Below are 25758 nucleotides of genomic sequence, written 5' to 3'. Positions count from 1 at the left end.
AAGCGGAAGCCCCCGGAGAGCCCCCCACGAGCTCCCCGGAGGCCGCCGTCACCTGCCGGTGCCGTCGTTCGTCGCGTCGGGGTCGACCCCGAGGGTCAGCGAGCCGACGACCCCCTTGGCGATCTTCCCCTTGCGGTACTGGAGCCGCAGCAGACCGCCCTCGGCCCCGTTGCCCGGGTAGATGCCGTCCTCGTCGAGGGTGGTGCGCGGGGTGGTGCTGGTGCTGTACGGCGCCACCTCGGCGGAGGCGAGCACGGCCTCCTCGGCGAAGAAGAGCTGTCCGGTGTGGCAGGCGTGGCCGCCCTCGTAACCGGAGTCGGTCATCTTGCCGCCCACGTGCACCTTGGTGTGGATGTGCACGCACCGGCCCCGGTACCAGCCGGGGAAGATGGTGGTGAACTCGACGAACCCGTGCCGGTCGGTGAGCTGGGTGCCGCGCAGGTAGCGCTTGTCGTCGGTCGGGTCCTGGTGGCCGCCTCCGCCACCGGGCGGCCTTCCGGTGGGCGTGCCCGTGGGCGGGGTGCCGGTGGGCGGGGTGCCGGTGGGCGGGGTGCCGCCGCCGGTGCTGGAGTCCTCGTAGCCGGAGTACAGCCCGAGCGCGTCGCAGTGCCAGATGTCGACGGCCGCCTTCGCCAGCGGTTTACAGGTCTCGGAGTCGATGAGCTTGAGCCGGAGGGTCATCGGGATGCCCTCCTTGCCCTCCGTGATGTTCTTTCTGATCTTGTCGGCGTCGATGTAGTACGGGCCCTCGGTGGTCTCCGAGGTGAGCCGGTAGCAGACCTCCTGGGACGGGGAGGAGGCCGACGCCGCGGGGGACGCGGCGGAGGACGAGCCGTCGGCGGAGGCGGCGGTGGCGGCGACGGTGCCCAAACCGGCTGCCGCGACCGCGGCGCCGCCCGCCACGACGACCCGGCGCCTCGTCATGTCCCGCCCTGTGACGGGGGTGTTCTTCTGGGGTTCGGTCATGGCAGGGGACGCTAGGACCGCAACCTGGCAAGCGCCTGGGTGCTTGCTGTGAATGCCTGTGCGAACGGCGTCAATGCGCCAATCTCAACGGGCCAGGGAGCCCGCGTCGCCCATCACCACGACCGGGTGGCGCTCGGGGTCGAGGGTGCGCAGCAGCGTCCGCATATGCGCCTTGGAGAGGCTGACGCAGCCCTGGGTGGGCCCGTCGTGGTCGACGTGGAACCAGATGCCGCCGCCCCGGTCCGCGCCCAGCGGCCGGGTCCAGTCGCGCGGGGAGGTCCCGGCCTTCCGGTTGTAGTTGATCGCCACGACGTAGTCGAAGGCCCCGGCCAGCGGCTCGCCCTCGGCGCCGGTGCCGCTGATGGTGAAGCCCTGGACGGCGTGGTCGTAGGTGAGCCGGGTGCCCGGATCGGGCAGCTTGCCGCCCGCGTCGGTCAGGCCGAAGACGCCGATCGGGGAGCGGAGGTCGCCCTGCTCGTGGTGCTCGGTCCAGCCGCGGGCGGCGTTGTGCGCCGTCCACGAGGGCCCCGCCCGCCAGGCGGTGCCGCCGCCGGTGTCGCCCTCCCGGTCGCCGGCCTTCTCGTCCGCCGCGGAACGCTCGTAGAGCACGACGGTGGACCGGGACGCGTCCCGGCCGCTGCCGGTGACGACGACGACCTGCTCGGCGTCCCGGGGCACCTCGGCGCGGGTGCGCGGCCCGAGCCCGGGCAGGTCGTCCGCCCGCTCGGCGGGGGCGGGCCGCCCGGCGGGGCTCTGCGTGCCCGAGGGCGCGCCCGCCGCGCCGGACCGGCCCGCGGCGCCCTTGGCGTCCGCGGTGCCCCTGGTGTCCGTGGCGTGCTTACGGGACCCGTCCCCGGGCCCCGCGCAGCCCGCGAGCACCGCGATGGCCAAGGCCGTGGCCACGGCCGGAATCCGTACCCTCACTGTGTCCTCCGCCCCTGGGAACGCACCGGGCACGGGCTCCTCTCGTTTCCGCGCCGCTACTCGGCGTTCTTCCCCTCAACCGGCTTCTCAGCCGTCTCGGCCTTCCCGGCCTTCTCCGCCGCCTGCTTGATCTGCGGCTTGCGCACCGACAGGTGCAGCTCCCGCAGCCGGGCCTCGTCCACCTCGCTGGGCGCGCCCATCAGCAGGTCCTGCGCGTTGCCGTTGAGCGGGAACGCGATGGTCTCGCGGATGTTCGGCTCGTCGGCGAGCAGCATGACGATGCGGTCGACGCCGGGGGCGATACCGCCGTGCGGCGGCGCCCCGAAGTGGAACGCCCGCAGCATGCCGCCGAATTCCCGCTCGACGTCCTCACGGGAGTATCCGGCGATCTCGAACGCCTTGAACATCACGTCCGGCTCGTGGTTCCGGATGGCGCCGGACGACAGCTCGGTGCCGTTGCAGACGATGTCGTACTGCCACGCCAGGATGTCCAGCGGGTCCTGGTTCTCCAGCGCGTCCAGGCCGCCCTGCGGCATGGAGAACGGGTTGTGGGAGAACTCGATCTCGCCGGTGTCCTCGTTCCGCTCGAACATCGGGAAGTCGACGATCCAGCAGAAGCGGAAGACGTTCTCCTCGAAGTGGCCGGTCCGCTTGGCGGCCTCGACCCGCACCGCGCCCATGATCTTGGAGACCTCGTCGAAGTCGCCCGCGCCGAAGAAGACCGACGTGCCGGGCTTGCCCTCGACCTCGGCGATCAGCTTCTCGACGTCCTCGTCGGTGAGGAACTTGGCGATCGGCCCGGTCAGCTTGGAGTCCTCGCCGATCCGGACCCAGGCCAGCCCCTTGGCGCCCTGCTCCACCGCGAACTCGCCGAGCTGGTCGAAGAACTTCCGCGGCTGCTCGGCGGTGTCCGGCACGGCCAGCGCGCGCACGTGCTTGTCGGCGAACGCCTTGAAGCCGGAGCCCGCGAAGACGTGGCTGACGTCGACCAGTTCGAGCTTGGCCCGCAGGTCCGGCTTGTCGGAGCCGTACTTCATCATGGCCTCGCGGAACGGGATCCGCGGGAACGGCGAGGTGACGTGGCGGCCGCCGCCGAACTCCTCGAACAGCTCGGTCATCACCTTCTCGATGACCTCGAAGACGTCCTCCTGCTCGACGAAGCTCATCTCGACGTCGAGCTGGTAGAACTCGCCCGGCGAGCGGTCGGCGCGGGCGTCCTCGTCGCGGAAGCAGGGCGCGATCTGGAAGTAGCGGTCGAAGCCCGCGATCATCAGCAGCTGCTTGAACTGCTGCGGGGCCTGCGGCAGGGCGTAGAAGCGGCCCGCGTGCAGCCGGGACGGGACCAGGAAGTCGCGCGCGCCCTCGGGCGAGGTGGCGGACAGGATCGGGGTCGCCATCTCGTTGAAGCCCTGCGCGGTCATCTTCTGCCGGATCGCGGAGATCACGGCGGAGCGCAGCATGATGTTGCGGTGCATCCGCTCCCGGCGCAGGTCCAGGAAGCGGTGCTCAAGACGCCGCTCCTCGCCGACCCCGTCCTCCGGGTAGACGGTGAAGGGCAGCGGGTCGGCCGCGCCGAGCACCTCGACGTCCGCGACCTCGACCTCGATCTCGCCGGTCGGCAGCTCGGGGTTGACGTTGTCGGCGCCGCGGGCGATCACCCGGCCGTCGACGCGGACGACGCTCTCCTTGGTGATCGAGCTGAGCTTCTCGTTGGCGGCGGTGTCGGGCCGGACGACGAGCTGCACCAGGCCGTAGTGGTCGCGCAGATCGATGAAGAGGATGCCGCCCAGGTTCCGTCGGTTGTGCAGCCAGCCGGAGAGCCGTACGTCGGTGTCGACGTCAGCGGCGCGGAGCTCGCCACAGGTGTGGGACCGGTACCGATGCATCATTCATCCAAGTCGTCTGGTCGGGAGGCTTGCGTACCCTCGTGAAGCTTCCGGCCAAGCCTACCGGCGCCGTGACCCTCACTGGTAAGCGCGCGGAAAATGCCCATAAGGTAGCGCAATGCGCACCGAGGACCTGCTGGCCGCCATAGCGACCGGCCTGTGGCGGTGGGACAGCGTCTCGGGCGCCGTCTCCTACGACGCCGAAGCGGCCCGTCTGGTGGGCCTGCCCGCCGAGGCGGTCACGCTCCCCGAGGCCGCCGCCCGGGCCTGCTTCCACCCGGCGGACTGGCTGGAGGTCAAGGCCATCGTGGAGCTGGCGGTGGCCGAGGGCACCCTAGCCGAGACCCGGCTGCGCATCGTGGACGACAAGGGCACGGTCCTGCGCACCGTGCGCACCCGGTCCCGGCCCGTCCCCCACACCGACGGCCGCGACGGCTTCCATCTGCTCGGCACGCTCCAGGAGGTCGCCGAGCCGCTGCCCGGCACCAGCGCGGGCGGCACCCCGGTGACCGGCGACTGGCGGCGCAACCGCGAGGCGTTCCTGCTGGACGCGGGGCGGGCGCTGGCCGAGGCGATGTCCACCGCCGAGGTGCTGCGGGTGGCCGCGGGGCTGTCCATGCCCGGCTTCTCGCCGGACGGGCTCACGGTCTTCGGCGTCAAGGGTGACCGGATCTCGCTCATCGGCCACCACGGGCCCCGGGCCGACACCGAGCACCCCTTCGCCGAGATGCCGGTGGACACCGACTATCCGGCGGCCGAGGTGGTCCGCACCGGCCGGGCCGTCTATCTGCCCTCGCCGGACGAGTACCGCGGCCGGTTCCCGGCCGCCTGGCACCGGATACGGCCCCGCAAGCGCCACTCCTGGGCCTTTCTGCCGCTGATCGTCGCGGGCCGCACCATCGGCGCGTGGATGGCCGGTTTCGCGCATCCGGTGGCGTTCTCGCCCGACGAGCGCTCGGTGCTCACCACGATCGCGCGGATGCTGGCCCAGGCGCTGTCCCGGGCCGCGCTCCAGGAGACCGAGCGCGAGCTGTCGGACGGCCTCCAGCGCTCGATGCTGCCCGCCGCCAAACCCGACATCCCCGGGCTCACGGTGGCCGCGCGCTATGTGCCGACCGGCGGCGGGCTCCAGGTCGGCGGCGACTGGTACGACGTGATCGCGCTGCCCTCGGGACGCACCGCCCTGGTGATCGGCGACGTCCAGGGGCATGACGTCCGGGCCGCCGGGATCATGGGGCAGCTGCGGATCGCGGTCCGGGCGTACGCCTCGGAGGGCCACCACCCGGACGCGGTGCTCGCCCGCGCCTCCCGCTTCCTGTGCGGGCTGGCGGACCCCGGCGGGGACGGGGCCAACGATCCGCGGTTCGCGACCTGCCTGTACATGGAGGTGGACCCGGTCGCGGGCACCCTGGACATCGCCCGCGCGGGCCATCCGGACCCGGCGGTCCGGCTGGCCGACGGCACGTTGATGATCCGCCCCACCGCGGGCGGGCTGCCGCTGGGCGTCGACCCGGAGGGCGACTACCCCACCACCCGGGTGGTGCTGGAGCCCGGCGAGACGCTGCTGATGTGCACCGACGGGCTGATCGAGACCGGCGGCCACGACCTGGAGACCGGCTGGGACCGGATCCGGTCGGTCTTCGAGCACCCGGCCACCGCGACCGACGGCCCCCACGACCTGGAAGCGCTCGCCGAGGCCCTGGTGCAGGCCGTGCACGGGCCGCCCTCGCACCACACCACCGGCCCTCTCGCCGACCGCCGCGAGGACGACATAGCACTGCTGCTGATCCGCCGGGACGCGGAGGTGTGCCTGGTCGGACCCGGTTCGGCGCCGGTGCGGCGTACCGCGATCACGCTCGCGCAGGCCGAGCCGGAGCGGATAGCGGGCGCCCGCCACCAGCTGCGCGACATGCTGCACGACTGGGCGGACCCGGACCAGGTGGAGTCGGCGGTGCTGCTGCTCTCCGAGATGGTCACCAACGTCCTGGTGCACACCGACGGGGACGCCCTGCTGGTCGCCGAGGTCAGCGGGCGGCGCGGGTCGAGGCGGCTGCGGCTGGACGTCGCGGACGGCAGCGACGAGCTGCCGCACCGCCGCCGCCCCGGCGAACTCGCCTCCTCGGGGCGAGGGCTGCTGCTGATGGAAATGCTGGCCGACGCCTGGGGAGTCGACCCCCGGGGCGACGGCAAGTGCATCTGGTACGAACTCCACGAGCGCCCACGGGAGGCGGCGGGCTAGCCCGCCGGGCCGGTGCCGAGGCGGCCGGCCTGTTCAGCGGAAGAGCCGGTCACCGAGCGGGCGTTGTCCGTCGAAACCGGGAAGCATCAGGAAGGTCGCGCTGGCCGTCGTGGTCGTGAATCCCAGCAGGGCGTCGGAGTTGTCCATGCTGGTGAGGGTGCTGGTGAACGTTCGTATGTCGTTCTGGAAGCTCATGAAGAGCAGGCCGGGGGCGGGTCCGTCGATGCTGTAGGAGCGACGGAGCATGAGGCCGACGCCGACCACGTTGGCGTGCGCTCTGCGGGCATGGGCGTCCGCCGGGACGAGATAGCGTCCGTCCGGTGTCTTGGCGCCGAGGTCCGGGCCCGAGGCGATGGTGCCGCCGGAGAGGGGCACGCCGGTGGCCCGGTGCCGGCCGAAGACCGCTTCCTGTTCGGCGACCGGCAGCCTGGCGAACCGCGGCAGGTCGAGTTCCATGCGCCGCAGGACGGCAAGGGTGCCGCCGGCGACCGGAGCCGGTCCGGCCAGCCACAGGTGGCGTTGTTGTTCGGCCCTCGTGTGGGGGCCCACGATGCCGTCGACGAAACCGAACAGGTTCCGTGGCGCGGCGAGGCCCTGACGCACCGGCACGTTCGAACCGCGGCGCCCGGACTGCCGCCAGCGTTCCCGTATCCGGTCACCGGCCTGCTCCAGAAGCGCGGCGGCCACGACGGTGACGACCATGGGGTCGCCGGCGCAGATCTGTATCAGCAGGTCGCCGCCGCGTGCCTCGGGGGCGATCCGCTCGCGGGAGAACCGTGGGAGGTCCTTCGCGCCGGGGAGGGCGGGATCGACCGCGCGCACCAGCCGGGGGCCCACCCCGATCGTCACGGTGAGATCGCCGGGCGGCAGGCCCATCAGCCGTGCGTCGGACCCCGTGGTGAGCGTGCGGATGGCCTGGCCGAGTTCGGCCAGCAACGGCCGGACGGGCGCGGCGTCGACGAGGTCGGCGACCAGGGCCAGCAGGTTCGGCTGGGCCGGCTGCGGGCGCGCGATGCCCGCCTGGTACCGGCCCGTTGGTGACACCGGCGGGGTCGGCGCGGGGGCGTCGGACCGGTCCGGGCGGGCGGGACGCGCTTGGCACCCGGCGGTGAGGCCGGCGGCCGCCGCCGTACCGGTGGCACCGAGAAATAAGCGACGTGACGGATTGAAGTCGGCTTGGCGCACAATGTGAACTGTGCCATATCCGTTCCGGCGCCTCCGGCCGGGACGGTGTCCGTGCCAGGATGAGGCCATGCCTCGTCTCCGGCTTCGCCTGATGGCCGCGGTGCTCGGCACACTGGCACCCTTATTGGTCGGCTGTGACGCCGACGACGGTGGATCGAGCGACGGGCGGCGGCCGCCCGGTGAGCATGTGACGATCAAGGTGCCGGCCGACGCCCCGACGATCTCGGCCGCGGTGTCCCTGGCCCGGCCCGGCGATCTCGTGCTGGTCGCGCCGGGCGTCTACCACGAGTCGGTGAAGATCTCCAAGGCTCGCATCACTCTTCGCGGCGCGCTTCGGGACAAGGTCGTCATCGACGGGCGGTTGAGGCAGCCGAACGGTGTCGTCGTCACCGCTCCCGGGGTGGCCGTGGAGAACCTGACCGTGAAGAACAACACCCAGAACGGGGTCCTGGTCACCGGTTCGGCGAAGGCCGCCGCCGGATCGCCGGGGCAGTCCGGCGGCTACGACACCGGCGACGAACCCGTCACCTTCCTGAAGTCATTCCTGGTCTCCCACGTGACCGCGACCCGCAACGGGCTGTACGGCATCTACGCGTTCTCCGCGCAAAACGGTGTCATCGAGCACTCGTACGCGTCGGGCTCGGCCGATTCGGGAATCTACGTCGGACAGTGCAGGCCCTGTCACATCGCCGTCCGGGACAACGTCGCCGAACTCAACGCGGTCGGTTACGAAGGCACCAACGCCGGCGGCGAGATGTACGTGGTCGGCAACCGCTTCGCCGGTAACCGGGTCGGGCTCACCACCAACTCCGACCACCAGGAGAAGTTGCTCCCGCAGAAGGACGCCGTCATCGCGGGCAACCTGATCGCGGCCAACCAGCAGGCGGCGACCCCCGAACAGGCCGACGGCGGGTGGGGCATCGGCATCGGCGTCGACGGCGGCAGCGGCAACCGGTTCGTCCGCAACCGCATCACCGGCAACAGCAACGCCGGGCTGGTGATCACCGCGACCGCTGATCTGCGGCCGGACGGCAACCGGATCCTGGACAACACCTTCGTCGCCAACAGCCTTGACGTCGGCTGGACGTTCCCCACCGCCACCAAGGGACGGGGCAACTGCCTGCGCGGCAACGATCTGCGAACGACGGTGCCCGCCCGGCTCGCGACCACCGCGTCCTGCCCGCGTCCCGCCCGGTCGCCCTCACCGTCCGGCACCTGGACGAAGCCTGCCGCACCCGGCGGTATCCCGTTCACCGAGGTGGCGGCGCCCGCACCACAGCCGCGGTTCCCGAAGGCAACCACCACGGGCGCCACCGCTGTTCCGGCCGTTCCGGCGCTCCCGGACACGGCGGGCATCCGGCTGCCGTCGGCGTCGCTGCTCGCCGCGCACGCGCGGGTGAAGACGCCCTGAGGCGCGTCGCTGCGGCGGCTACCGCGTCGGGGTGACTCCGGGCACCGGCCGGACAGGAACGTACTTGTGGGTGTCGAAATCGATGACCACCGGCCGCGACGCGGAAGCCACGCCGACGCGCACCCGGTACATGGTGCCGTCCGAGCCGATCCAGTAGCGCACGGTGCCCGCCGTACCGGACCTGGCACGGGTGCCCGGCCCGGTCATGATGTCCACCTGATGGCCGTCCAGCCGCTCCCGTCCCACCCAGGCGGCACCGTTCTGGGGCAGTAGTTCGGCATTGTCCGGCCGGTCGCTGCCGAGCTTCAGCGCGATGGCCAGCGAACTGTCCAGCGAACTGCCGGACGTTCGCAGCGGGCGGCTGTACCAGCCCGACCCCGGCGGCCGTGCCGGTGCCTTCGCCGGGGCGTTCGCCATCGGGTGGACGAGCACGCTGGTGGCCGTCCACTGGATCAGCCCATCGCTGGACGCGTCGCGCCCCGTGCCGCGCACCACGCCGTAACCGGTCTTGCCACGGAAGTCGATGGATCCGGTGACGACGAGCCCACCAGCGGTGCCCGGGACATCGATCGTCACGGCACGCCCGCCCTCCTGGTAGTTGCGGAACCGCGTGACCGCCAGAAGGTTCGCCTGATCCGAGGTCAATGCCCGGGGGCCGGTGGGGGCGGAGTCCCTGTCGGCGACCAGGAACGCGGCCACCGCGACAGCCGCACCGCCGAGGACGACCGCCACCCAGAGCGGCCGCGGCCACCGGCGACGGCCGCCCGCGCGCCGCGAGAGAATTCCCTTGAGTCCCACGCTCCCCACGCGGCGCAGCGCTAACCCGTTCCGCCTATTCATCCCCTGATTCCCCCCGATCTTGATGCCCACCCGCTACAGTATCGTGCCTGGTGGGGTATTTCGGGATGACTATTCGGACTCTTGCGCTATTTTCATGAAACGTTGACCGTAATCGTTTCGGGGGGCATATCACCTCCCCGAATTCTCCACATTCGCCAAGACGGCCGAGAGCGGCCGAGCCCACTGAAACAGCGGTGGGCGCTTTTTCATGGCCGCGCGCCCCCGGGACCGGAAAGCGGATGCGCGGCTGGAAACGAGTGTTCGATTCACATGAGGGGAGCGAGATGGATGCGAGAAGAGTGCGTACGAGACTAATCCCGGCGCGAGCGGGCTTATGCGTTCTCGCGCTGCTGGGCAGCGCCATGGGCGCGACGGCCGCGACGGTCGGGACGGCCGCCGCTTCGACCGGCGACGGCACACTGACCGTCGAGGTGCTGCGGGACTTCTTCGGCACCGGCCTGATCAACACGACCATGGATGTGCCGCAGCGGGGCATGAAGGTCCAGGTGACCGACCCGGCCGGACACAAGGTCACCGGCACCACGGACGCCACCGGAAAGGTGCTGGTGCCGCCGTCGACCGAACTGACCGGCGGCCAGTACCGCGTCGACGTCACCATCCCGGCGCCGTACAACAAGCATCTGCGGGCGGCACCGGCGGCGACGGGAAAAAACCACTTCGACAGCTTCACGACATTCGTGGACGTGTCGGATGGCAAGGACGACTCGGTCATCACCGGGGTCTGGAATCCGGCCGATTACGCGCTGCCGGACTCGCGGTATTTCGTACCGATCCAGAACACTGCCGACGGGAAGGACACCCGGGCACTGGTGGCGTTCGGGACGGACAAACGCGGTACGTGTCCTGGCGACGCGGCGTGCCCGACCGCGCTCAACACCCAGGACCAGGTGGGCACGACGTTCGCGCTGGCCTACGACAAGTACCAGAAGCGGGTGTTCCAGGGCGCGTTCGCCCGGCGGTACACCCCGTACGGGCCGGAGGGCGGTGACGCGATCTACACCACGCCGACCGACGGCGGGAGCGCGCCGACCCTCTTCGCGAAGGTGCCGGGCGCCACGGTGACGCCGCACGACGCCACCAACATGATCAAGGACGCCGGGTTCACCAACGCACCGGGCAAGGAGAGCATCGGCGGCATGGCCCTCTCCGAGGACGGCTCGACGCTGTACGCGGTGAACCTGCTGACCCGGCGCCTGGTCAGCTTCGACGCGACCGGGGCCACCGCGTCCGCGCCGAAAGCGACGGTGCGCATCCCGGACCCGGGCTGCGCGAACCCCGGCGACTGGCGGCCGTTCGGTCTTCAGGTCCACGACAACAAGCTCTACGTCGGTGGCGTGTGCAGCGCAGAGAGCACACAGCAGCGCGAAGACCTGAAAGCCGTCGTCTACGCCTACGACGGCGAGCGGTTCGACACCGTGCTGACCCAGCCGCTCACCGCCAAGCGCGGCTCCGTCTTCGGTTCCAACGACGTCGAGCAGGCCACCCACTGGAACCCGTGGAACACCTCCCTGGCCACCTGGGACGAGCGGAAGGTGGGCAACGTCTTCATCGATCCGCAGCCGGAGCTCGCCTCCCTCGCCTTCACCCGCGACGGTTCGATGGTCCTCGGTTTCCGCGACCGGTTCATGGACGTCGTGAGCTGGGGTGGACTGGACCCGAGGCCGGACAACGACGCCCCGGAAAACGGCATGGCCGGCGGTGACATCAACATGGCCTGTGCCACTCCCACCGGTGAATACGAGTGGGAAGGCACCGGGAACTGCCCGAACCACGCCACCCCCGCCACCGGTGGCGGCCAGGACGCAAGTGTCGCCGAGTACTTCCCGGGCGACTTCTTCGGCAACGGAGTTCACGCAGAGACCGCGCTGGGGTCCGTGGCCTACATTCCGCAGCAGCAGTGGGTCGTCAGCACGGAGTTCGACCCGACCGTCAACGTCGCGACCTCCGGGACCGGTTACCACAACGTCACGACCGGTCAGGGCCCGGGCAACGCTCCGGCCGCCAACGCGTACCAGTTCGTCAGTCGGGAACAGAGCGGGTTCGGCAAGGCCGGTGGGCTCGGCGATATCGCCTATGAGGCGGCGAACGCGCCGATCCAGATCGGCAACCGGGTCTGGTTCGACGGCGACCACAATGGGATCCAGGACCCCGAGGGGCGCAACGAGGTGCCGCTGCCGGACGCGACGATCAACCTGCTCGACGCCGACGGCAAGCAGGTCGCCACGACCACGACCGATGCCGCCGGCGAGTACTACTTCGGTGGCGTCGGCGCCGCCTACGAGCTCAAGCCGGGTGCGAAGTACACGGTGCAGTTCGATGTGTGTACCGCGGACACCAGCGAGGTGCCGACTCAGCCGGCGGCCACCAAGCTGCGGTTCACGCTCCCGCGGGCCGGTGACAACCGGGCTCATGACTCGAATGTGACCCCGCCGAAGACCGGGCGGCTGTGCGACGGACAGGCACCTGTCACGGCGCCGGACAAGCCGGGAGAGGTCGATCACACCATCGACGCCGGTGTATACATCCACAAGGCGAAACCGCCGACTCCGACGCCGACGCCCACCCCGTCGTCGTCCGAGCCGCCGTCCCATGAGCCGCCCGCGTCCGAGCCGCCCAACCATCCGGGCCCCCAGTCCGGCGGAGGATCGGGGACCGGTGGAGGCTCGGGGACCGGCGGCGAATCGGGGACCGGTGGAGGATCGGGCAGTGGTGGAGGCGGTGGGTCGCTGGCCAACACAGGCACGTCCGGCCTGCTGAAGATCATCTCCCTCAGTGCCCTGCTGGCCGGTGCGGGCGCGGCAGCCGCATTCGTGACCCGGAAGCGTCGCGCCGGGCAGCACTGAGACACCACGGAAAGACGGGTGATCCGCCCGTAAGCGCCGACGAGCCCCGTCCGTACCCGGACGGGGCTCGTTCGCGGCTGGTCCCGACGAGCCTTATATCCCGCCCTCGGACATCCCGTGCACCGCCGGGATCGTGCCGAGCCGGCCCTTCTGGAAGTCCTCGAACGCCTGCTGCAGCTCCGCGCGGGTGTTCATCACGAAGGGGCCGTAGTGCGCCATGGGCTCACGGATCGGCCGGCCGCCGAGGAGGACGACCTCCAGGTCCGGCGTGTGGGAGTCCTGCTTCTCGTCCGCGCGCACGGTCAGCGAGGAGCCGGCGCCGAACACCGCGGTCTGGCCGAGGTGTATCGGGCGGCGCTCGGCACCGACCGTGCCGCGGCCCGCGAGCACGTACGCGAGGCCGTTGAAGTCCTCACGCCAGGGCAGGGTTATCCCGGCGCCCGGCGCCAGCGTGGCGTGCACCATCGTGATCGGGGTGTGCGTGATGCCGGGTCCCTCGTGACCGTCCAGCTCACCGGCGATGACGCGCAGCAGCGCGCCGCCGTCCGGGGAGGTCAGCAGCTGGACCTGGCCACCGCGGATGTCCTGGTAGCGCGGCGGCATCATCTTGTCCTCGGCCGGGAGGTTCACCCACAGCTGGAGGCCGTGGAAGAGGCCGCCGGACACGACGAGGTGCTCCGGCGGCGCCTCGATGTGCAGCAGGCCCGAGCCGGCCGTCATCCACTGGGTGTCGCCGTCGGTGATGGTGCCGCCACCGCCGTTGGAGTCCTGGTGGTCGAAGATCCCGTCGATGATGTACGTGACGGTCTCGAAGCCGCGGTGGGGGTGCCAGGGGGTGCCCTTGGGCTCGCCCGGCGCGTACTCCACCTCGCCCATCTGGTCCATCATGATGAACGGGTCGAGGTGCTGGTAGTCGATCCCGGCGAAGGCGCGCCGCACCGGGAATCCCTCGCCCTCGAAGCCACCGGGCGCGGTGGTGACGCCGAGCACCGGGCGGGGACGCGCCTCGGCGGGCGCAGCGACCCGGGGCAGGGTCAGGGGGTTGTCTACGGTCACTGCGGGCATGACGGCCTCCTCGGTCGTTCACCATTCAACTTAATTGAAGGCTGAACGACCCGCAAGAGGGACCCTATTCCCGCTCTAGTGGGACACGAGGGGCATGAGGTGCGGGTCACCCGTCCGCGAAGCGATGGCGTCTAGCCATACATGCGCCGCATGGCGAAGTCGACCATCTGCTCCACCGCCTTCGCGTCGAAGACCATGCGGTGCTCACCCTCCATGTCGAGGACGAAGCCGTAGCCGGTCGGCAGCAGGTCGATCACCTCGGCACCGGTGATCACGAAGTACTTGGACTCCTTGCCCGCGTACCGCCGCAGCTCCTTGAGCGAGGTGAACATCGGGATCACCGGCTGCTGGGTGTTGTGCAGCGCGAGGAAACCCGGGTTGTCACCGCGCGGACAGTAGACCTTGGAGGTCGCGAAGATCTGCTGGAAGTCCTCCGCCGCCATCGAGCCCGTGGTGAAGGCGCGCACCGCGTCCGCGAGGGACGGCGGCGAGGGCTCGGGGTACAGCGGCTGCCCACCGTAGCCGGGACCCGGCTGTGAGTGGTGTGACGAATGCGGCTGCTGTTGCGGCGGAGGTGGCGGAGCGGCGTAGCCCTGCCCTGCGCTCGCGTTCTGGTCGTAGCCGTACATGCCCCGAAGCGTACTGAGTCACAGTTACCCGGTTGAGGGTTGCCCTTTATTACCCACGGGTAGCATCATGGCGGAACCGGATTGACTGCGCCGGACTGCTGATCGATACCGCGCCAAGAAGAGGTCCCGCCTCTCCCGAGCCTTACGGAGCCGTCGCCATGGGGCACTACAAGTCGAATCTCCGCGACATCGAGTTCAACCTCTTCGAGGTGCTCGGCCGCGACACGCTGTACGGCACCGGACCGTTCGCGGAGATGGACGTCGAGACCGCCAAGAGCGTGCTCGCCGAGATATCCCGGCTCTCGGAGAACGAGCTGGCCGCCTCCTACGCCGACGCGGACCGCAACCCGCCGGTCTTCGACCCGAAGACGCACACGGCGCCGCTGCCCGAGTCGTTCAAGAAGAGCTACCAGGCGTACATGGACGCCGAGTGGTGGCGGCTCGGGGTCCCGGAGAGCCTCGGCGGCACCTCCTGCCCGCGCTCGCTGCTGTGGGCCTCGGCCGAGACGATCCTCGGCGCCAACACCCCGATCTGGATGTACGCCTCCGGTCCGTCCTTCGCGGGCGTCCTGCACGACGAGGGCACCGAGGAGCAGCTGAAGATCGCGCAGCTGATGGTGGACAAGCAGTGGGGCTCCACCATGGTGCTGACCGAGCCCGACGCGGGCTCGGACGTGGGCGCCGGCCGCGCCAAGGCGGTCCAACAGGAGGACGGCACCTGGCACATCGAGGGCGTGAAGCGGTTCATCACCTCCGGTGAGCACGACGTCTCCGACAACATCATCCACTTCGTGCTGGCCCGCCCCGAGGGCGCGGGACCGGGCACCAAGGGGCTGTCGCTGTTCATCGTCCCCAAGTACGACTTCGACTGGGACAGCGGCGAGCTGGGCGAGCGCAACGGCGTCTACGCGACCAACGTCGAGCACAAGATGGGTCTGCGCGTCTCCAACACCTGCGAGCTGACCTTCGGCGCCGACGCCCCGGCCAAGGGCTGGCTGCTGGGCGAGAAGCACGACGGCATCCGCCAGATGTTCAAGATCATCGAGTTCGCGCGGATGATGGTCGGCACGAAGGCCATGGCCACCCTGTCCACCGGCTACCTCAACGCGCTGGAGTACGCCAAGGAGCGCGTCCAGGGCCCGGACCTGGCGGCCTTCACCGACAAGACCGCCCCGCGCGTCACCATCACCCACCACCCGGACGTGCGCCGCTCGCTCATGACGCAGAAGGCGTACGCGGAGGGCCTGCGCGCGCTCGTCCTCTACACCGCCTCCGTCCAGGACGAGATCATGGTCAAGGAGGCCGCGGGCGAGGACGCCTCGGCCGACTCCCGCCTCAACGACCTGCTGCTGCCGATCGTCAAGGGCTACGGCTCGGAGAAGGCGTACGAGCAGCTGGCGCAGTCCCTGCAGACCATCGGCGGCTCCGGCTACCTCCAGGAGTACCCGCTGGAGCAGTACATCCGGGACGCCAAGATCGACACCCTCTACGAGGGCACCACCGCCATCCAGGGCCAGGACTTCTTCTTCCGCAAGATCGTCCGGGACCAGGGCCAGGCGCTGACCGTCCTCTCCGAGGAGATCAAGAAGTTCCTGGCGGAGGCCGCGGGCGGCGAGGAGCTGGCCCCGGCCCGCGACCGGCTCGCCCAGGCCGCGGTCGACCTGGAGGGCATCGTGGGCGCCATGCTCACCGACCTCTCGGCCACCGAGCAGGACGTCAGCTCGATCTACAAGGTCGGCCTCAACGCCACCCGGCTGCTGCTCGCCTCCGGCGACGTGGTGATCGGCTACCTCCTCCTGCGGGGCGCGGCCGTCGCCACGGAGAAGCTGGGCGGCGCCGCCACCAAGGACGTGCCGTTCTACGAGGGCAAGATCGCGGCCGCGAAGTTCTTCGCCAACGAGATCCTGCCGGGCGTCTCGGTGCAGCGCGCGCTGGCCGAGTCCGTCACCAAGGAGCTGATGGACCTGGACGAGGCCGCTTTCTGAGCCGTGCGGCCCTCGGTCCGACAGACCCGGGAGCCGGCCGCCCCTCTCCTTCACCGGGGGGCGACCGGCTCCCGCCTTGTCAGCTCTCCTGATCGGGCGGATGCTCCCGCAGGGCCCGCTCCACCTCCTCACGCGCCCGGCGCCGCAGCTCCTCGCCCTGCGCCAGCAGCTCCTCCACCGTCTCCTGCCCGGCCCCGGGCGGGCGCGGCCGGGCCCGCAGCTTGGTGAGCAGGTCCTGGCACGCCTCGTCCTCGGAGGCGAAGCGGCTGACGTCCCTGTCCACCGAGCGCTCCCACAGCCCCGTCACCCAGCCGCCGTCCGGCGCGGGCCGCAGGAAGTAGTAGGCGTCCGGCTGGACTTCGATGTCCCGCACGCCGGGAATGTCGTACAAAGCGTCCGGGACCTGCTCGGCGCGCAGCACCCGGACGAGTTCCGTTCTGTCCACGGGACCAGGATGCGCGGTCAGTTCAGCGGCCGCAGGTTACCCGCGGCAACGAGCTGGGGAATCGAAGGACCCGTCAGATACTGCAGCCCGTCACCCGGCTGACCGAACCAGGGCCGGATGGGCCCGGCGTCCACCAGGAACGGCTTGGTGACCTCGTAGAGGTGGTAGCCGTAGGGGTAGGCCGGATCGTAGGTGTCCAGGTTGCTCGGCGGCAGCGCACGCTCCGCGTACGGGGTGCCCGCCGGGGCGAGGAAGTGGCCGAAACCGCTGCCGAAGAGGTCGACCTTCTGACCCGCCTTCAGCGTGATGGTGGTCTTGAGCGGTACGCCGTTCAGCAGGACCCAGCCGTCCGGGTACGGGTACCACCAGCCGCCGGTCCGCTCGTTCCAGTAGCACGTCAAGAACGCGGAGGCGGACAGGCCGTCCAGCCGCTCGTAGCCCTTCAGCATCTTTCCGATCGCGCCCGTGCGGGGCAGTTCGGCGGGGCCGAGCCGCCAGTCGCCCTTGTAGTACCGCTGGAAGGGCTGTGTGGGTGCGGAGTTGGTTCCCCCGGTGCGGTGTGTGGTGGGACAGGGTGGGTGGCCCTTGGCGCCGCCTTCGGCTCCGTCCTTCTCCGCCGCTGCATCGGGTGAGGGCTTGGGCGCCGGAGCCGGGGCGGGCAGCCGTCCGGCGGGGAGCGGTCCGGCGGGTTGTGCCAAGGCCTGTCCTCCGCCGCACAGCAGCAGCAGCGACCCCAGGATGAGGAGGAGGTGTCGAAGAACGCGCATCCGCTGTCCCCTTGAGTGCGATGGTGAGCGGTTAAGGGGACTATTGGCCGATACGCGACTTTTATACCGCCGGTCTGACGTGCTTTCATCAGATTGGATCAACGCGACCCCACGGATGGGTCCTCCTCACGACCCGTACCTGGGCACCTCACCCCGGCAGGCAAGGCGGTCCCGAATCTATGCTGATGTCATGAGCGCACACCCCGGCATCGACCGCGGCCATACCGATGACCTGATGTCCTTCCTCCGCGCCAGCCCCTCGCCGTACCACGCGGTGGCGAACACGGCGGAGCGCCTGGAGAAGGCGGGTTTCCGGCAGGTCGAGGAGACGGCGGCCTGGGACGGCGCGGCGGGCGGGCGGTATGTGCTGCGGGGCGGCGCGATCGTCGCCTGGTACGTGCCGGAGGACGCGAGCCCGTCCACTCCGTACCGGATTGTCGGCGCTCACACCGACTCTCCCAATCTGCGCGTCAAGCCGATCCCCGACACCGGCGCCCACGGCTGGCGGCAGATCGCCGTCGAGATCTACGGCGGCGCGCTCCTCAACACCTGGCTCGACCGCGACCTCGGGCTCTCCGGCCGGATCACCCTGCGGGATGGCTCCAGCCGCCTCGTCACCGTCGACAGACCCCTGCTGCGCGTGCCCCAGCTCGCCGTCCACCTCGACCGGTCCGTCAACACCGACGGGCTGAAGCTCGACAAGCAGCGCCATATGACGCCGATCTGGGGGCTGGGCAGCGCCGAGGAGGGCGACCTCATCCGGTTCGTCGCCGAGGAGACCGGGGTGGCGGCCGAGGACGTGACGGGCTGGGACCTGATGGTGCACAGCGTCGAGCCGCCCGCCTATCTCGGCCGGGACCACGAGCTGGTCGCCGGGCCACGGATGGACAACCTGCTGTCCGTGCACGCCGGGACGGCCGCGCTCACCGCCGCCGCGGCCCGCCCGGAGCTGCCGTACATCCCGGTGCTCGCCGCCTTCGACCACGAGGAGAACGGCAGCCAGTCCGACACCGGGGCCGACGGCCCGCTGCTCGGGAACGTGCTCGAACGTTCCGTCTACGCGCGCGGCGGCGGCTACGAGGACCGGGCGCGGGCCTTCGCGGGCACCGTCTGCCTGTCCTCCGACACCGGCCACGCGGTCCACCCCAACTACGCCGAACGCCACGAACCGGGCCACCACCCGCGGCCCAACGGAGGACCCATCCTCAAGGTCAACGTCAACCAGCGGTACGCCACCGACGGCTCCGGGCGGGCCGTCTTCGTCGCCGCGTGCGAGCGCGCGGGCGTGCCCTGGCAGAGCTTCGTATCCCACAACGCCATGCCGTGCGGCACCACGATCGGACCGATCACCGCCGCCCGGCACGGCATCGCCACCGTCGACATCGGCGTCGCCATCCTGTCCATGCACTCCGCGCGCGAACTGTGCGGCGCGCAGGACCCGCGGCTGCTCGCCAAGGCACTCACCGCCTTTCTGGAGGGCTGAGTTGGACTTCTCCCTGCTGGGCCCGGTGACCGTGACCACAGGCCCCGCGGCGGCCCCCGTCGAGCTTCCGCTGGGACCGGCCAAGCGCCGCAGCGTGCTCGCGATGCTGCTCCTGCGTCCCAACTCGACCGTCTCGGTCGACCAGTTGGTCTCCGGACTGTGGGAGGACGAGCCGCCCGCCCACGCCCGTACCGTCATCCAGGGCCATGTCTCCCGGCTGCGCGCGGCCCTCGCCGAGGGCGGCGCCGACGAACACGGCGTCGAGCTGACCACCCACAGCTCCGCCTATCTGCTCCGGCTGCCCGCCTCGCTCGTGGACACCGTGCGCTTCGACGACCTGGTGGCCCGGGCCGACCCCGAGTCCGCCCCGGCCGACGCCGTGCCGATGCTGCGGCAGGCGCTCGGGCTGTGGCGCGGCCCGGCGCTCACCGGGACGGTGGCCAGCCCGCCGTTCGCGGCGGCCGCGCACGCCCTGGAGGAGCGGCGGCTGACCGCCGTGGAGGCCCTGGCCCGGGCGCACGGGGCGCTCGGCGAGTACGAGAAGGCGGCGGGGGTGCTGCATCCGGCGGCCCTCGGCAATCCGCTGCGCGAGGGGCTGATCGCGGATCTGATGCTGGTGCTGTACCGCACCGGGCGGCAGTCCGACGCGATCGCCTGGTTCCACCGCACCCGCGAGATGCTGGCCGACGACCTGGGCGTCGACCCGGGGGAGCGGCTGAGCGCCGCGTACCAGGAGATCCTGCGGGCGGTGCCCGCGGCGGAACCGCCGCCCGACCCGCGTGTCCCCCGCGACCCGCGTGAGCCGCGCGACCCCCGCGTCGGCGGTGAGACGGCGTCACCGGCCGCCCCTGCCGCGTCAGCGGCGGCCTCCGGCCCCGCGCCGGAGCTGCTGCCCCGGCCGCCCGCCGGATTCCTGGGCCGGGACGGGGAGTTGGCCGAGCTGACCCGGCTGGCGCTGCCCGCCGCCGGGCAGGACCACCCGTACGGCGGCGCCCCCGCCGGGCTCCCCGCCGAGGGCGGCATCACCCTCGTCACCGGGCCCGCCGGGGTCGGCAAGACGGGCCTGGCCGTGCACTGGGGCCACGCCTACGCCGCCGCCTTCCCCGACGGGCGGCTCTTCGCCGATCTGCGCGGGTTCAGCGGTGGCGAGGAGGTGGAACCCGCCGCCGTGCTGCGCGAGTTCCTGCTCGCCATGGGCACCCCCGCCGACCAGATACCGCCCTCGGAGCAGGCCGCGGGGGCGCTCTACCGCTCGCTGGTGGCCCAGCGGCGGCTGCTGGTGGTGCTGGACAACGCGAGCAGTTCGGCCCAGGTGCGCCCGCTGCTGCCCGGCGGCCCGCACTGCGCCACGCTGGTCACCAGCCGGTCCCGGCTGGACGGGCTGATCGCCACCGACGCGGCCCGCCCGGTGCGGCTGCACGCGCTCGGCCCCGAGGACGGGGCGGCCCTGATCGGCGCGCTGCTCGGCCCCGACCGGGTCGCCGAGGACCCGGCCGCCGCCGAGGAGCTGGTGACGCTGTGCGACGGGCTGCCGCTCGCGCTGCGCGCCGCCTCCGCCCAGCTGGTGGCCCGGCCGCGGTGGCGGCTGGCCCGGCTGGCCACCGCGCTCCGCGACGAGCGGCGGCGGCTGGCCCTGCTGTCGGCGGAGGACGCCGGGGTGGCGGCCGCGCTGCGCAACTCGGTGGCCCGGCTCTCCGCGGACGACGCGCAGCTGCTGCGGGCGCTGGGCGCCGGTTTCGCCCGGGAGGTCAACACCGCTGAGGCGGCCGCGCTGTCCGGGGCGGACCCCGACCTGATCCAGGACTCCCTGGAGCGGCTTGCCGAGATGCATCTGCTGGACGAGGAGGCCACCAACCGCTACGTCATGAGTGACCTGGTGAAACTCTTCGCCCAGGGCGACGGCGGCCGGGGCGCGGGGCCGTCCGGCGAGGGCTCGGGCGGGCCGCAGGAGGGGGCCGGTCCGCCGTGAAAAGGGGGCGTGCGGTGGGGCGTTAGTGAGGCGTTAGCGCTCGGCAGCCGGACGGCAGCGATACGCCAGCGGCCCCGGACAGAGTTGTTGTCGTACCGGACAGCAGCCGAACCTCACCGGGGGAACCCACCATGTCGCACGCCACCGCCTTCCTCGCCCGCCACTCCCGCGCCCTCCGCTCGGTCGCCGCGGGCCTGACGGTCGTCGCCGCGGGCCTGACCCTCACGGCCTGCGGCGACAACGACGGTACGGGTGCCAAGAGCTCGGGCAAGGCCGAGTCCTCGGCCACGGCCCAGGCCGAGCAGGGCGGCGCCGACGCCGGGGCCCAGGGCAGCGGCGAGAGCGGCACCGGCGGCGGGAACGGAACCGGCGGGAACGGCACCGGCGGCGCCAAGGGCGGTGCGCAGGGCAGCGGCACCGGCGGTACGCAGGACACCGAGGAGAAGGCCGGGAAGAGCGGGGGCGCGGCCTCGCAGAACGGCGGCGGCTCCGGGTCGGACGACACCCAGGAGATCGGCAGCTGCGACGTCGACAAGGCCGCGGTGGAGGTCCAGGCCGTCAGGCGGCCCGTCAACCACCTGCTGCTGAAGTTCACCAACCGGGCCGGGGTGGACTGCAACGTCCCCTACTACCCCATCCTCCGCTTCGGCAACGCGCAGGCCGCCACCCCGGCCGCCGAGGACACCAAGCCGCAGGCCGTCGTCACACTGGCCCCCGGCGAGTCCGCCTACGCGGGCATCACCACCTCCAGCGGCGACGGCTCGGGCTCGGGCGGCGCCAAGGAGTCCCAGCTCGAGGTGTTCCTCAAGGGTCTCGACAACTCGACCACCGTGAGTCTGCCGGGCGGCGGGGTGTACGTCGACAGCTCCGCGCAGGTGACCTACTGGCAGAGCACCGCCTCCGACGCGCTCACCTGGTAATCGGCGCGCCCGGCGCGCCAAGGGTTTCCCAGACGGACACGTAGCCGTCTCCCCCCGGCTACGTGTCCCCGACGGCCCCCGCCTCCGGCGGGGGCCGTCCGTTGTCCCGTCGTGTCCCACCGCGCCACCGCCGATGTCCCGCGCCCGGCCGTCCCCGTGATGGTTCCGGCAGGTCAGAGGAGTGCGACGGGACGGGACGTCCCATGGGACACACGCTCCCCCGAAAACCCCCGCCCTCCGGCCGAGAGTGGTTCCCGTCGCCGCGGCGGACCGGCCCGGCGGCCTCGGCCGAGCGGCTCCGACGGCCAGTCGGCCCGCTCTTTCGTCACAGGGGGATTCCACACATGACGCACTCCACCACACCCGCCCGGCGCCGGACCGTCCTGCGCACGGTGCTCCCCACGATCGCCGCGGCGTCCATCGGCGCCGCCGGACTCGTGGGCTGCTCGGGCGGCGGGGACACCGGCGGCCATGACGCGAAGGCGGAAAAGGCGGGCAAGGCCCAGGCGGCCGGCAAGAACGCCATGAGCCGTGACACGAAGGCCGCGAAGGGCAAGGGCGCCGCCCTCGAGCTGAAGACGACCAGCGGGGAGTTCGGCACCAAGGCGGCGGCCGCGGCCGACTTCCCCACCTGGGGCACGCGCTGGATCGTCCACGAGACGGCCGACCCCGGCTCCCGTTCCGTCGGCATGATCAACAAGAGCGCCGCGGGGCAGGACCGCATCACCGCCGACTACCAGGTCGACACCGGCAAGAAGGCGTGCGAGGGCGGCGCCTGCTCGACGTACATGGCGCACATCACCGGGCCGGTCAACGGCTTCCTGACCGTCCTCGCGGTGGACATCCCCGAGGACTCGCTGCCCGGCGTCCCCGTGCAGAACGGCGGTCAGCAGCCGCCGAAGCCGCCCCAGCCCGGCGGCACCCGCGCCGAGGCGCTGCAGCGCGCCGCCACCTGGCTCACGGCCAACGGCGGCGGCCGGGTCCCGTACAGCCAGGCCAAGATCTGGAAGGACGGCTTCCGTCAGGACTGCTCGGGCTATGTCTCCATGGCGCTGGGCCTGAAGGCGCCCGGCACCAACACCGTGGGCCTCACCGGCTCCGGCATCACCAAGCCCATCGCCGTGGGCGACCTCAAGCCGGGCGATCTGCTGATCGACGCCTCCGGCGACAACAACACCCGCCACGTGGTGATGTTCGAGAAGTGGAACAACGACGCCCACACCTCGTACACCTCCTACGAGCAGCGCGGTGACTTCGGTACGGACCACACGACCCGTACCTACGGCCTGGAGCCGGGCAGCGAGTACAAGCCCTACCGACCGCTGAAGTTCACGGACTGAGCGGAAAGTTCACGGCCTGGTCCGTAAGCGATCCGGTTCCGGTAACGAGCGGCACGTCCACCTCGGGGGTGTGGACGTGCCGCTCGCCATGTTCATGATCCACATGCTCCAATGGGAAGCGTGCCAGCGCATCCGAATCAGTCCGAGAATCCACGACGAAAGCCGCTCGCCCCGCTTCCCGAGGAACTTTCCGGCCCGGTACGGGAATTCGTGACCGCTCTGCGCCACATGCACGGCGAACTGGGCCTGAGCCTCAAGGAGCTGGAGGGGCGGCTGCCCGCCAGCCGCTCCTCGCTCTCCCGCTATCTGCGCGGCCAGAGCCTCCCCGACGAACGGCTCCTGGTCCAGTGGGGCAAGCTCTCCTTCACCGCCGAGGACCGGCTGCCCGAGCTGGTGAGGCTGCTCCACCGGGCCAACGAGGCGGCCCCCGCCGAGGAGCCCGGGGCGGCCGTCGCGGCCGACGGCGTCCCGGCGCCGTCCCCGGAGGACCGGACGCCCCGGCGGCGGCTGCGGCTCATCCTCGCGGCGGTGGGCACGGTCGCCGTGGCGGCCGGGGCGACGGCCACGGTCATCGCCGCCAGGTCGTCCGACGACGACAAGCCCTCCCCGGGCGCCGCGGCGCGGATCACCGTCTACAACACCGAGAAGGACTGCCGGGACAAGCGCGTCCGCACCTGCTCGCTGGGGCTGGCCGAGGATCCGTACATGGCCTACCGGCCCGCGAACATCGCCGGGCGGGCGTGGCACGGCGACGTCCTGCGCGCCGACTGCCGCATCGCCAACGGCGTCACCGTCACCGACGAGGCGGGCGGCCACAGCAGCATGTGGTTCCGCGTCGTGAAGGACGGCAAGCGGATGTGGATCCCGGCCATCCGGATCGATCATGACCAGGTGCAGTACACGACGCTCCGCAACTGCCCCGACTAGCCGGACTCCTCCTCGTCCAGCCCGGCCAGCACCAGCGGCAGCCGGGCCGCGCCGCCCTCGGTGACCCGGACCGGAACGCCCCAGTCCTGCTGGTGCACATGGCAGGCCGGGTACTCGTTCTCAGGGTCGTCGTCGCAGGACGCGGCCATCGCCGAGACGTGCAGCACGCCCTCGGTGACCCCCTCGGCCAGGACCAGTTCGCGGCGCAGATCCGTGCCCGCGCCCTCACCGCCCGCCAGCAGCCGGGGCGGGGTGGAGCTGACCAGCAGCCGGGTGGAGGGGCCGTAGCGGGTGTCCAGCTTCTGGCCCGCGGGCGCCTGGAAGACCACGTCCAGCCGGAGCGTGCCCGGGGCGATGTCGGTGGCGGCGCGCTGGGTGCGGTGGGCCACCGCCTCGACCCGTACGGCCTCCTCGGGCAGCCGCAGCCGGGTCAGCCGGTGCCGGGCGGACTCCACGACCACGATGTCCTGGTCGACCAGCACCGCGCCGGACGGCTCGCGCAGATCCGTGGCGAGCGTGGAGACCTCGCCGGTGGCCGGGTCGTAGCGGCGCAGCGCGTGGTTGTAGGTGTCCGCGACGGCGACCGAGCCGTCGGGCAGCGCGGTGACGCCCAGCGGATGCTGCAGCAGGGCCTGGCCGGCGGCGCCGTCCCGGTGGCCGAAGTCGAAGAGCCCGGTGCCGACGGCGGTACGGACGGCGAAGCCGTCGCCGTCCCGCTCGACCCAGCGCACCGCGGAGCTCTCGGAGTCGGCGACCCACAGCCGGTCGCCGCTCGCGGCGAGCCCGGAGGGCTGGGAGAACCACGCCTGGTCCGCGGGCCCGTCCACCAGGCCCTCGTTGGTGGTCCCGGCGGCGGCCGCGACGACCTGGGTCTCCGGCTCGTACGTCCACAGCTGGTGCACGCCCGCCATGGCGATCCACAGCCGGCCGGCGAACCAGGCGAGGTCCCAGGGGGAGGACAGGTCGATGTCGCGGGCGGGTCCCTCGGCGGGCGAGCCCTGCCACCACTGGCGGCCGGTCCCGGCGAGCGTGGTGACCTCACCGGTCGCGGGGTCGAAGCGGCGCAGCGCGTGGTTCACGGTGTCGGCGACCGCCACCGTGCCGTCGGGCAGCGCGGCGAGGCCCTGCGGCTCGCTGAACCGGGCCCGGTCCGCCGGGCCGTCGGTGAAGCCGCGCTCGCCGGCGCCGATCCGCCGCAGCACCCGCTCACCGTCCGCCGCCAGCTCCACCAGCTGGTGGCGGGTGGTGTCGGAGACCAGGAAGGTGCCGCCGGGCAGCAGCAGCGCCTTGCCGGGGAAGCGCAGCTCGGTGGGGACCGGCTCCGGCGGCACGTACGGGCCGTCGCCGCGGCGCAGGGTGCCCTTGGCCGCGTGCTCGGCCTCCAGCTGCCCCACCAGGGTCTCGATGGCGTGGGCGTGGCCCTCGCCCGCGTGCTGGGCGACCACGTACCCCTCGGGGTCGATCACGACGAGGGTGGGCCAGGCCCGCACCGCGTAACTCTTCCAGGTGGCCAGCTCCGGGTCGTCGAGGACCGGGTGGTGCACCTCGTAGCGCTCGACGGCGTCCACGACGGCCCGGTGGTCGGCCTCGTGGACGAACTTCGGCGAGTGCACTCCGACGATCACGACGGTGTCGCGGTGCTTCTCCTCCAGCTCGCGCAGCTCGTCCAGGACGTGCAGACAGTTCACACAGCAGAACGTCCAGAAGTCGAGGATGACGATGCGGCCTCGCAGATCCGCGAGACCGAGGTCTTTGCCGCCGGTGTTGAGCCAGCCGCCTCGCCCGGTCAGCTCGGGGGCGCGGACGCGTGCACGTGGAGCCATGTCCCCATCCAACATCAGGTGGGGGAAACGCATTCCCGCGGGCCGGTTCGACCGGCTCGCCCCGGTCCGTCCCGGTCCGCCGTGCGGGGC

At 71.7% G+C, this 25758-nt stretch carries 19 protein-coding genes; 9 read left to right on the top strand and 10 right to left on the bottom strand.

What is annotated here, in order from left to right; genetic code table 11:
* Positions 1 to 48: 48 nt before the first annotated feature.
* The 3 genes from ACFZCY_RS03435 to aspS form a co-directional block, all read right to left on the bottom strand.
* Positions 49 to 966 carry an intradiol ring-cleavage dioxygenase gene (locus ACFZCY_RS03435; RefSeq protein WP_391169010.1) on the bottom strand — a complete coding sequence of 306 codons (918 nt, stop codon included), beginning with the start codon at positions 964 to 966 and terminating at the stop codon, positions 49 to 51.
* Between the two features lie 84 nt (positions 967 to 1050).
* Positions 1051 to 1878, bottom strand: coding sequence for a L,D-transpeptidase family protein (locus tag ACFZCY_RS03430; protein WP_391169394.1), 828 nt, complete (start codon positions 1876 to 1878; stop codon positions 1051 to 1053).
* Positions 1879 to 1946: 68 nt separating this feature from the next.
* The gene (gene aspS / locus ACFZCY_RS03425; protein WP_391169393.1) at positions 1947 to 3776 is read right to left on the bottom strand and encodes an aspartate--tRNA ligase; all 1830 of its coding nucleotides are present in this window, start codon (positions 3774 to 3776) and stop codon (positions 1947 to 1949) included.
* A 118-nt stretch (positions 3777 to 3894) separates the two neighbouring features.
* On the opposite strand from aspS, the gene ACFZCY_RS03420 reads away from it, so the two are divergent.
* Entirely contained in the window at positions 3895 to 6015 is a 2121-nt protein-coding gene (locus ACFZCY_RS03420; RefSeq protein ID WP_391169007.1) for a SpoIIE family protein phosphatase, read from the top strand.
* A 33-nt stretch (positions 6016 to 6048) separates the two neighbouring features.
* Here ACFZCY_RS03420 and ACFZCY_RS03415 read toward each other — a convergent pair whose 3' ends face one another.
* Positions 6049 to 7200 carry a Dyp-type peroxidase gene (locus ACFZCY_RS03415; RefSeq protein ID WP_391169006.1) on the bottom strand — a complete coding sequence of 384 codons (1152 nt, stop codon included), beginning with the start codon at positions 7198 to 7200 and terminating at the stop codon, positions 6049 to 6051.
* Positions 7201 to 7267: 67 nt separating this feature from the next.
* Between ACFZCY_RS03415 and ACFZCY_RS03410 the strand changes: the two genes are divergently transcribed.
* Positions 7268 to 8611, top strand: a complete 1344-nt coding sequence (locus ACFZCY_RS03410) for a NosD domain-containing protein (RefSeq protein ID WP_391169004.1) — start codon at positions 7268 to 7270, stop codon at positions 8609 to 8611.
* A gap of 18 nt (positions 8612 to 8629) precedes the next feature.
* Here ACFZCY_RS03410 and ACFZCY_RS03405 read toward each other — a convergent pair whose 3' ends face one another.
* Positions 8630 to 9310 (bottom strand): hypothetical protein, encoded by a 681-nt coding sequence (locus tag ACFZCY_RS03405; RefSeq protein ID WP_391169391.1) that lies wholly within the window; start codon positions 9308 to 9310, stop codon positions 8630 to 8632.
* A gap of 503 nt (positions 9311 to 9813) precedes the next feature.
* On the opposite strand from ACFZCY_RS03405, the gene ACFZCY_RS03400 reads away from it, so the two are divergent.
* The gene (locus ACFZCY_RS03400; protein ID WP_391169390.1) at positions 9814 to 12315 is read left to right on the top strand and encodes an SdrD B-like domain-containing protein; all 2502 of its coding nucleotides are present in this window, start codon (positions 9814 to 9816) and stop codon (positions 12313 to 12315) included.
* A gap of 93 nt (positions 12316 to 12408) precedes the next feature.
* Here ACFZCY_RS03400 and ACFZCY_RS03395 read toward each other — a convergent pair whose 3' ends face one another.
* Together ACFZCY_RS03395 and ACFZCY_RS03390 are read right to left on the bottom strand one after the other, a co-directional pair.
* Positions 12409 to 13380, bottom strand: coding sequence for a pirin family protein (locus tag ACFZCY_RS03395; RefSeq protein ID WP_391169003.1), 972 nt, complete (start codon positions 13378 to 13380; stop codon positions 12409 to 12411).
* 131 nt (positions 13381 to 13511) lie between these two features.
* On the bottom strand, positions 13512 to 14009 hold the full coding sequence (locus ACFZCY_RS03390) for an SseB family protein (protein ID WP_123107004.1): 498 nt from the start codon (positions 14007 to 14009) through the stop codon (positions 13512 to 13514).
* A gap of 158 nt (positions 14010 to 14167) precedes the next feature.
* Between ACFZCY_RS03390 and ACFZCY_RS03385 the strand changes: the two genes are divergently transcribed.
* Positions 14168 to 15994 (top strand): acyl-CoA dehydrogenase C-terminal domain-containing protein, encoded by a 1827-nt coding sequence (locus tag ACFZCY_RS03385; protein WP_391169001.1) that lies wholly within the window; start codon positions 14168 to 14170, stop codon positions 15992 to 15994.
* Positions 15995 to 16073: 79 nt separating this feature from the next.
* Here the strand turns inward: ACFZCY_RS03385 and ACFZCY_RS03380 are convergent, their stop codons facing one another.
* On the bottom strand, positions 16074 to 16439 hold the full coding sequence (locus ACFZCY_RS03380) for a hypothetical protein (RefSeq protein WP_055545815.1): 366 nt from the start codon (positions 16437 to 16439) through the stop codon (positions 16074 to 16076).
* A gap of 17 nt (positions 16440 to 16456) precedes the next feature.
* Positions 16457 to 17206 (bottom strand): glycohydrolase toxin TNT-related protein, encoded by a 750-nt coding sequence (locus ACFZCY_RS03375; protein ID WP_391168999.1) that lies wholly within the window; start codon positions 17204 to 17206, stop codon positions 16457 to 16459.
* A gap of 190 nt (positions 17207 to 17396) precedes the next feature.
* Between ACFZCY_RS03375 and ACFZCY_RS03370 the strand changes: the two genes are divergently transcribed.
* The 5 genes from ACFZCY_RS03370 to ACFZCY_RS03350 all read left to right on the top strand — a co-directional run bounded on the left by ACFZCY_RS03370 (position 17397) and on the right by ACFZCY_RS03350 (position 23845).
* Positions 17397 to 18689, top strand: a complete 1293-nt coding sequence (locus ACFZCY_RS03370) for a M18 family aminopeptidase (RefSeq protein WP_391168997.1) — start codon at positions 17397 to 17399, stop codon at positions 18687 to 18689.
* 1 nt (position 18690) lies between these two features.
* Complete coding sequence (locus ACFZCY_RS03365; RefSeq protein ID WP_391168995.1) at positions 18691 to 20658, top strand: BTAD domain-containing putative transcriptional regulator; 1968 nt, start codon at positions 18691 to 18693, stop codon at positions 20656 to 20658.
* A gap of 131 nt (positions 20659 to 20789) precedes the next feature.
* Positions 20790 to 21578 (top strand): DUF4232 domain-containing protein, encoded by a 789-nt coding sequence (locus tag ACFZCY_RS03360; protein WP_391168994.1) that lies wholly within the window; start codon positions 20790 to 20792, stop codon positions 21576 to 21578.
* A gap of 344 nt (positions 21579 to 21922) precedes the next feature.
* On the top strand, positions 21923 to 22918 hold the full coding sequence (locus ACFZCY_RS03355) for a hypothetical protein (protein WP_391168992.1): 996 nt from the start codon (positions 21923 to 21925) through the stop codon (positions 22916 to 22918).
* Positions 22919 to 23128: 210 nt separating this feature from the next.
* On the top strand, positions 23129 to 23845 hold the full coding sequence (locus ACFZCY_RS03350) for an XRE family transcriptional regulator (protein ID WP_391168990.1): 717 nt from the start codon (positions 23129 to 23131) through the stop codon (positions 23843 to 23845).
* Here the strand turns inward: ACFZCY_RS03350 and ACFZCY_RS03345 are convergent.
* Positions 23842 to 25668: a thioredoxin-like domain-containing protein gene (locus ACFZCY_RS03345; RefSeq protein ID WP_391168989.1), complete on the bottom strand. Its 1827-nt coding sequence runs from the start codon at positions 25666 to 25668 to the stop codon at positions 23842 to 23844. The two genes, ACFZCY_RS03350 and ACFZCY_RS03345, sit on opposite strands and share 4 nt — an antisense overlap.
* Positions 25669 to 25758 lie beyond the last annotated feature (90 nt).

The organism is Streptomyces sp. NPDC007983, assembly GCF_042958345.1.
In the GTDB taxonomy this organism is placed as follows: domain Bacteria; phylum Actinomycetota; class Actinomycetes; order Streptomycetales; family Streptomycetaceae; genus Streptomyces.
This window is presented reverse-complemented; position numbering and strand designations above follow the sequence as displayed.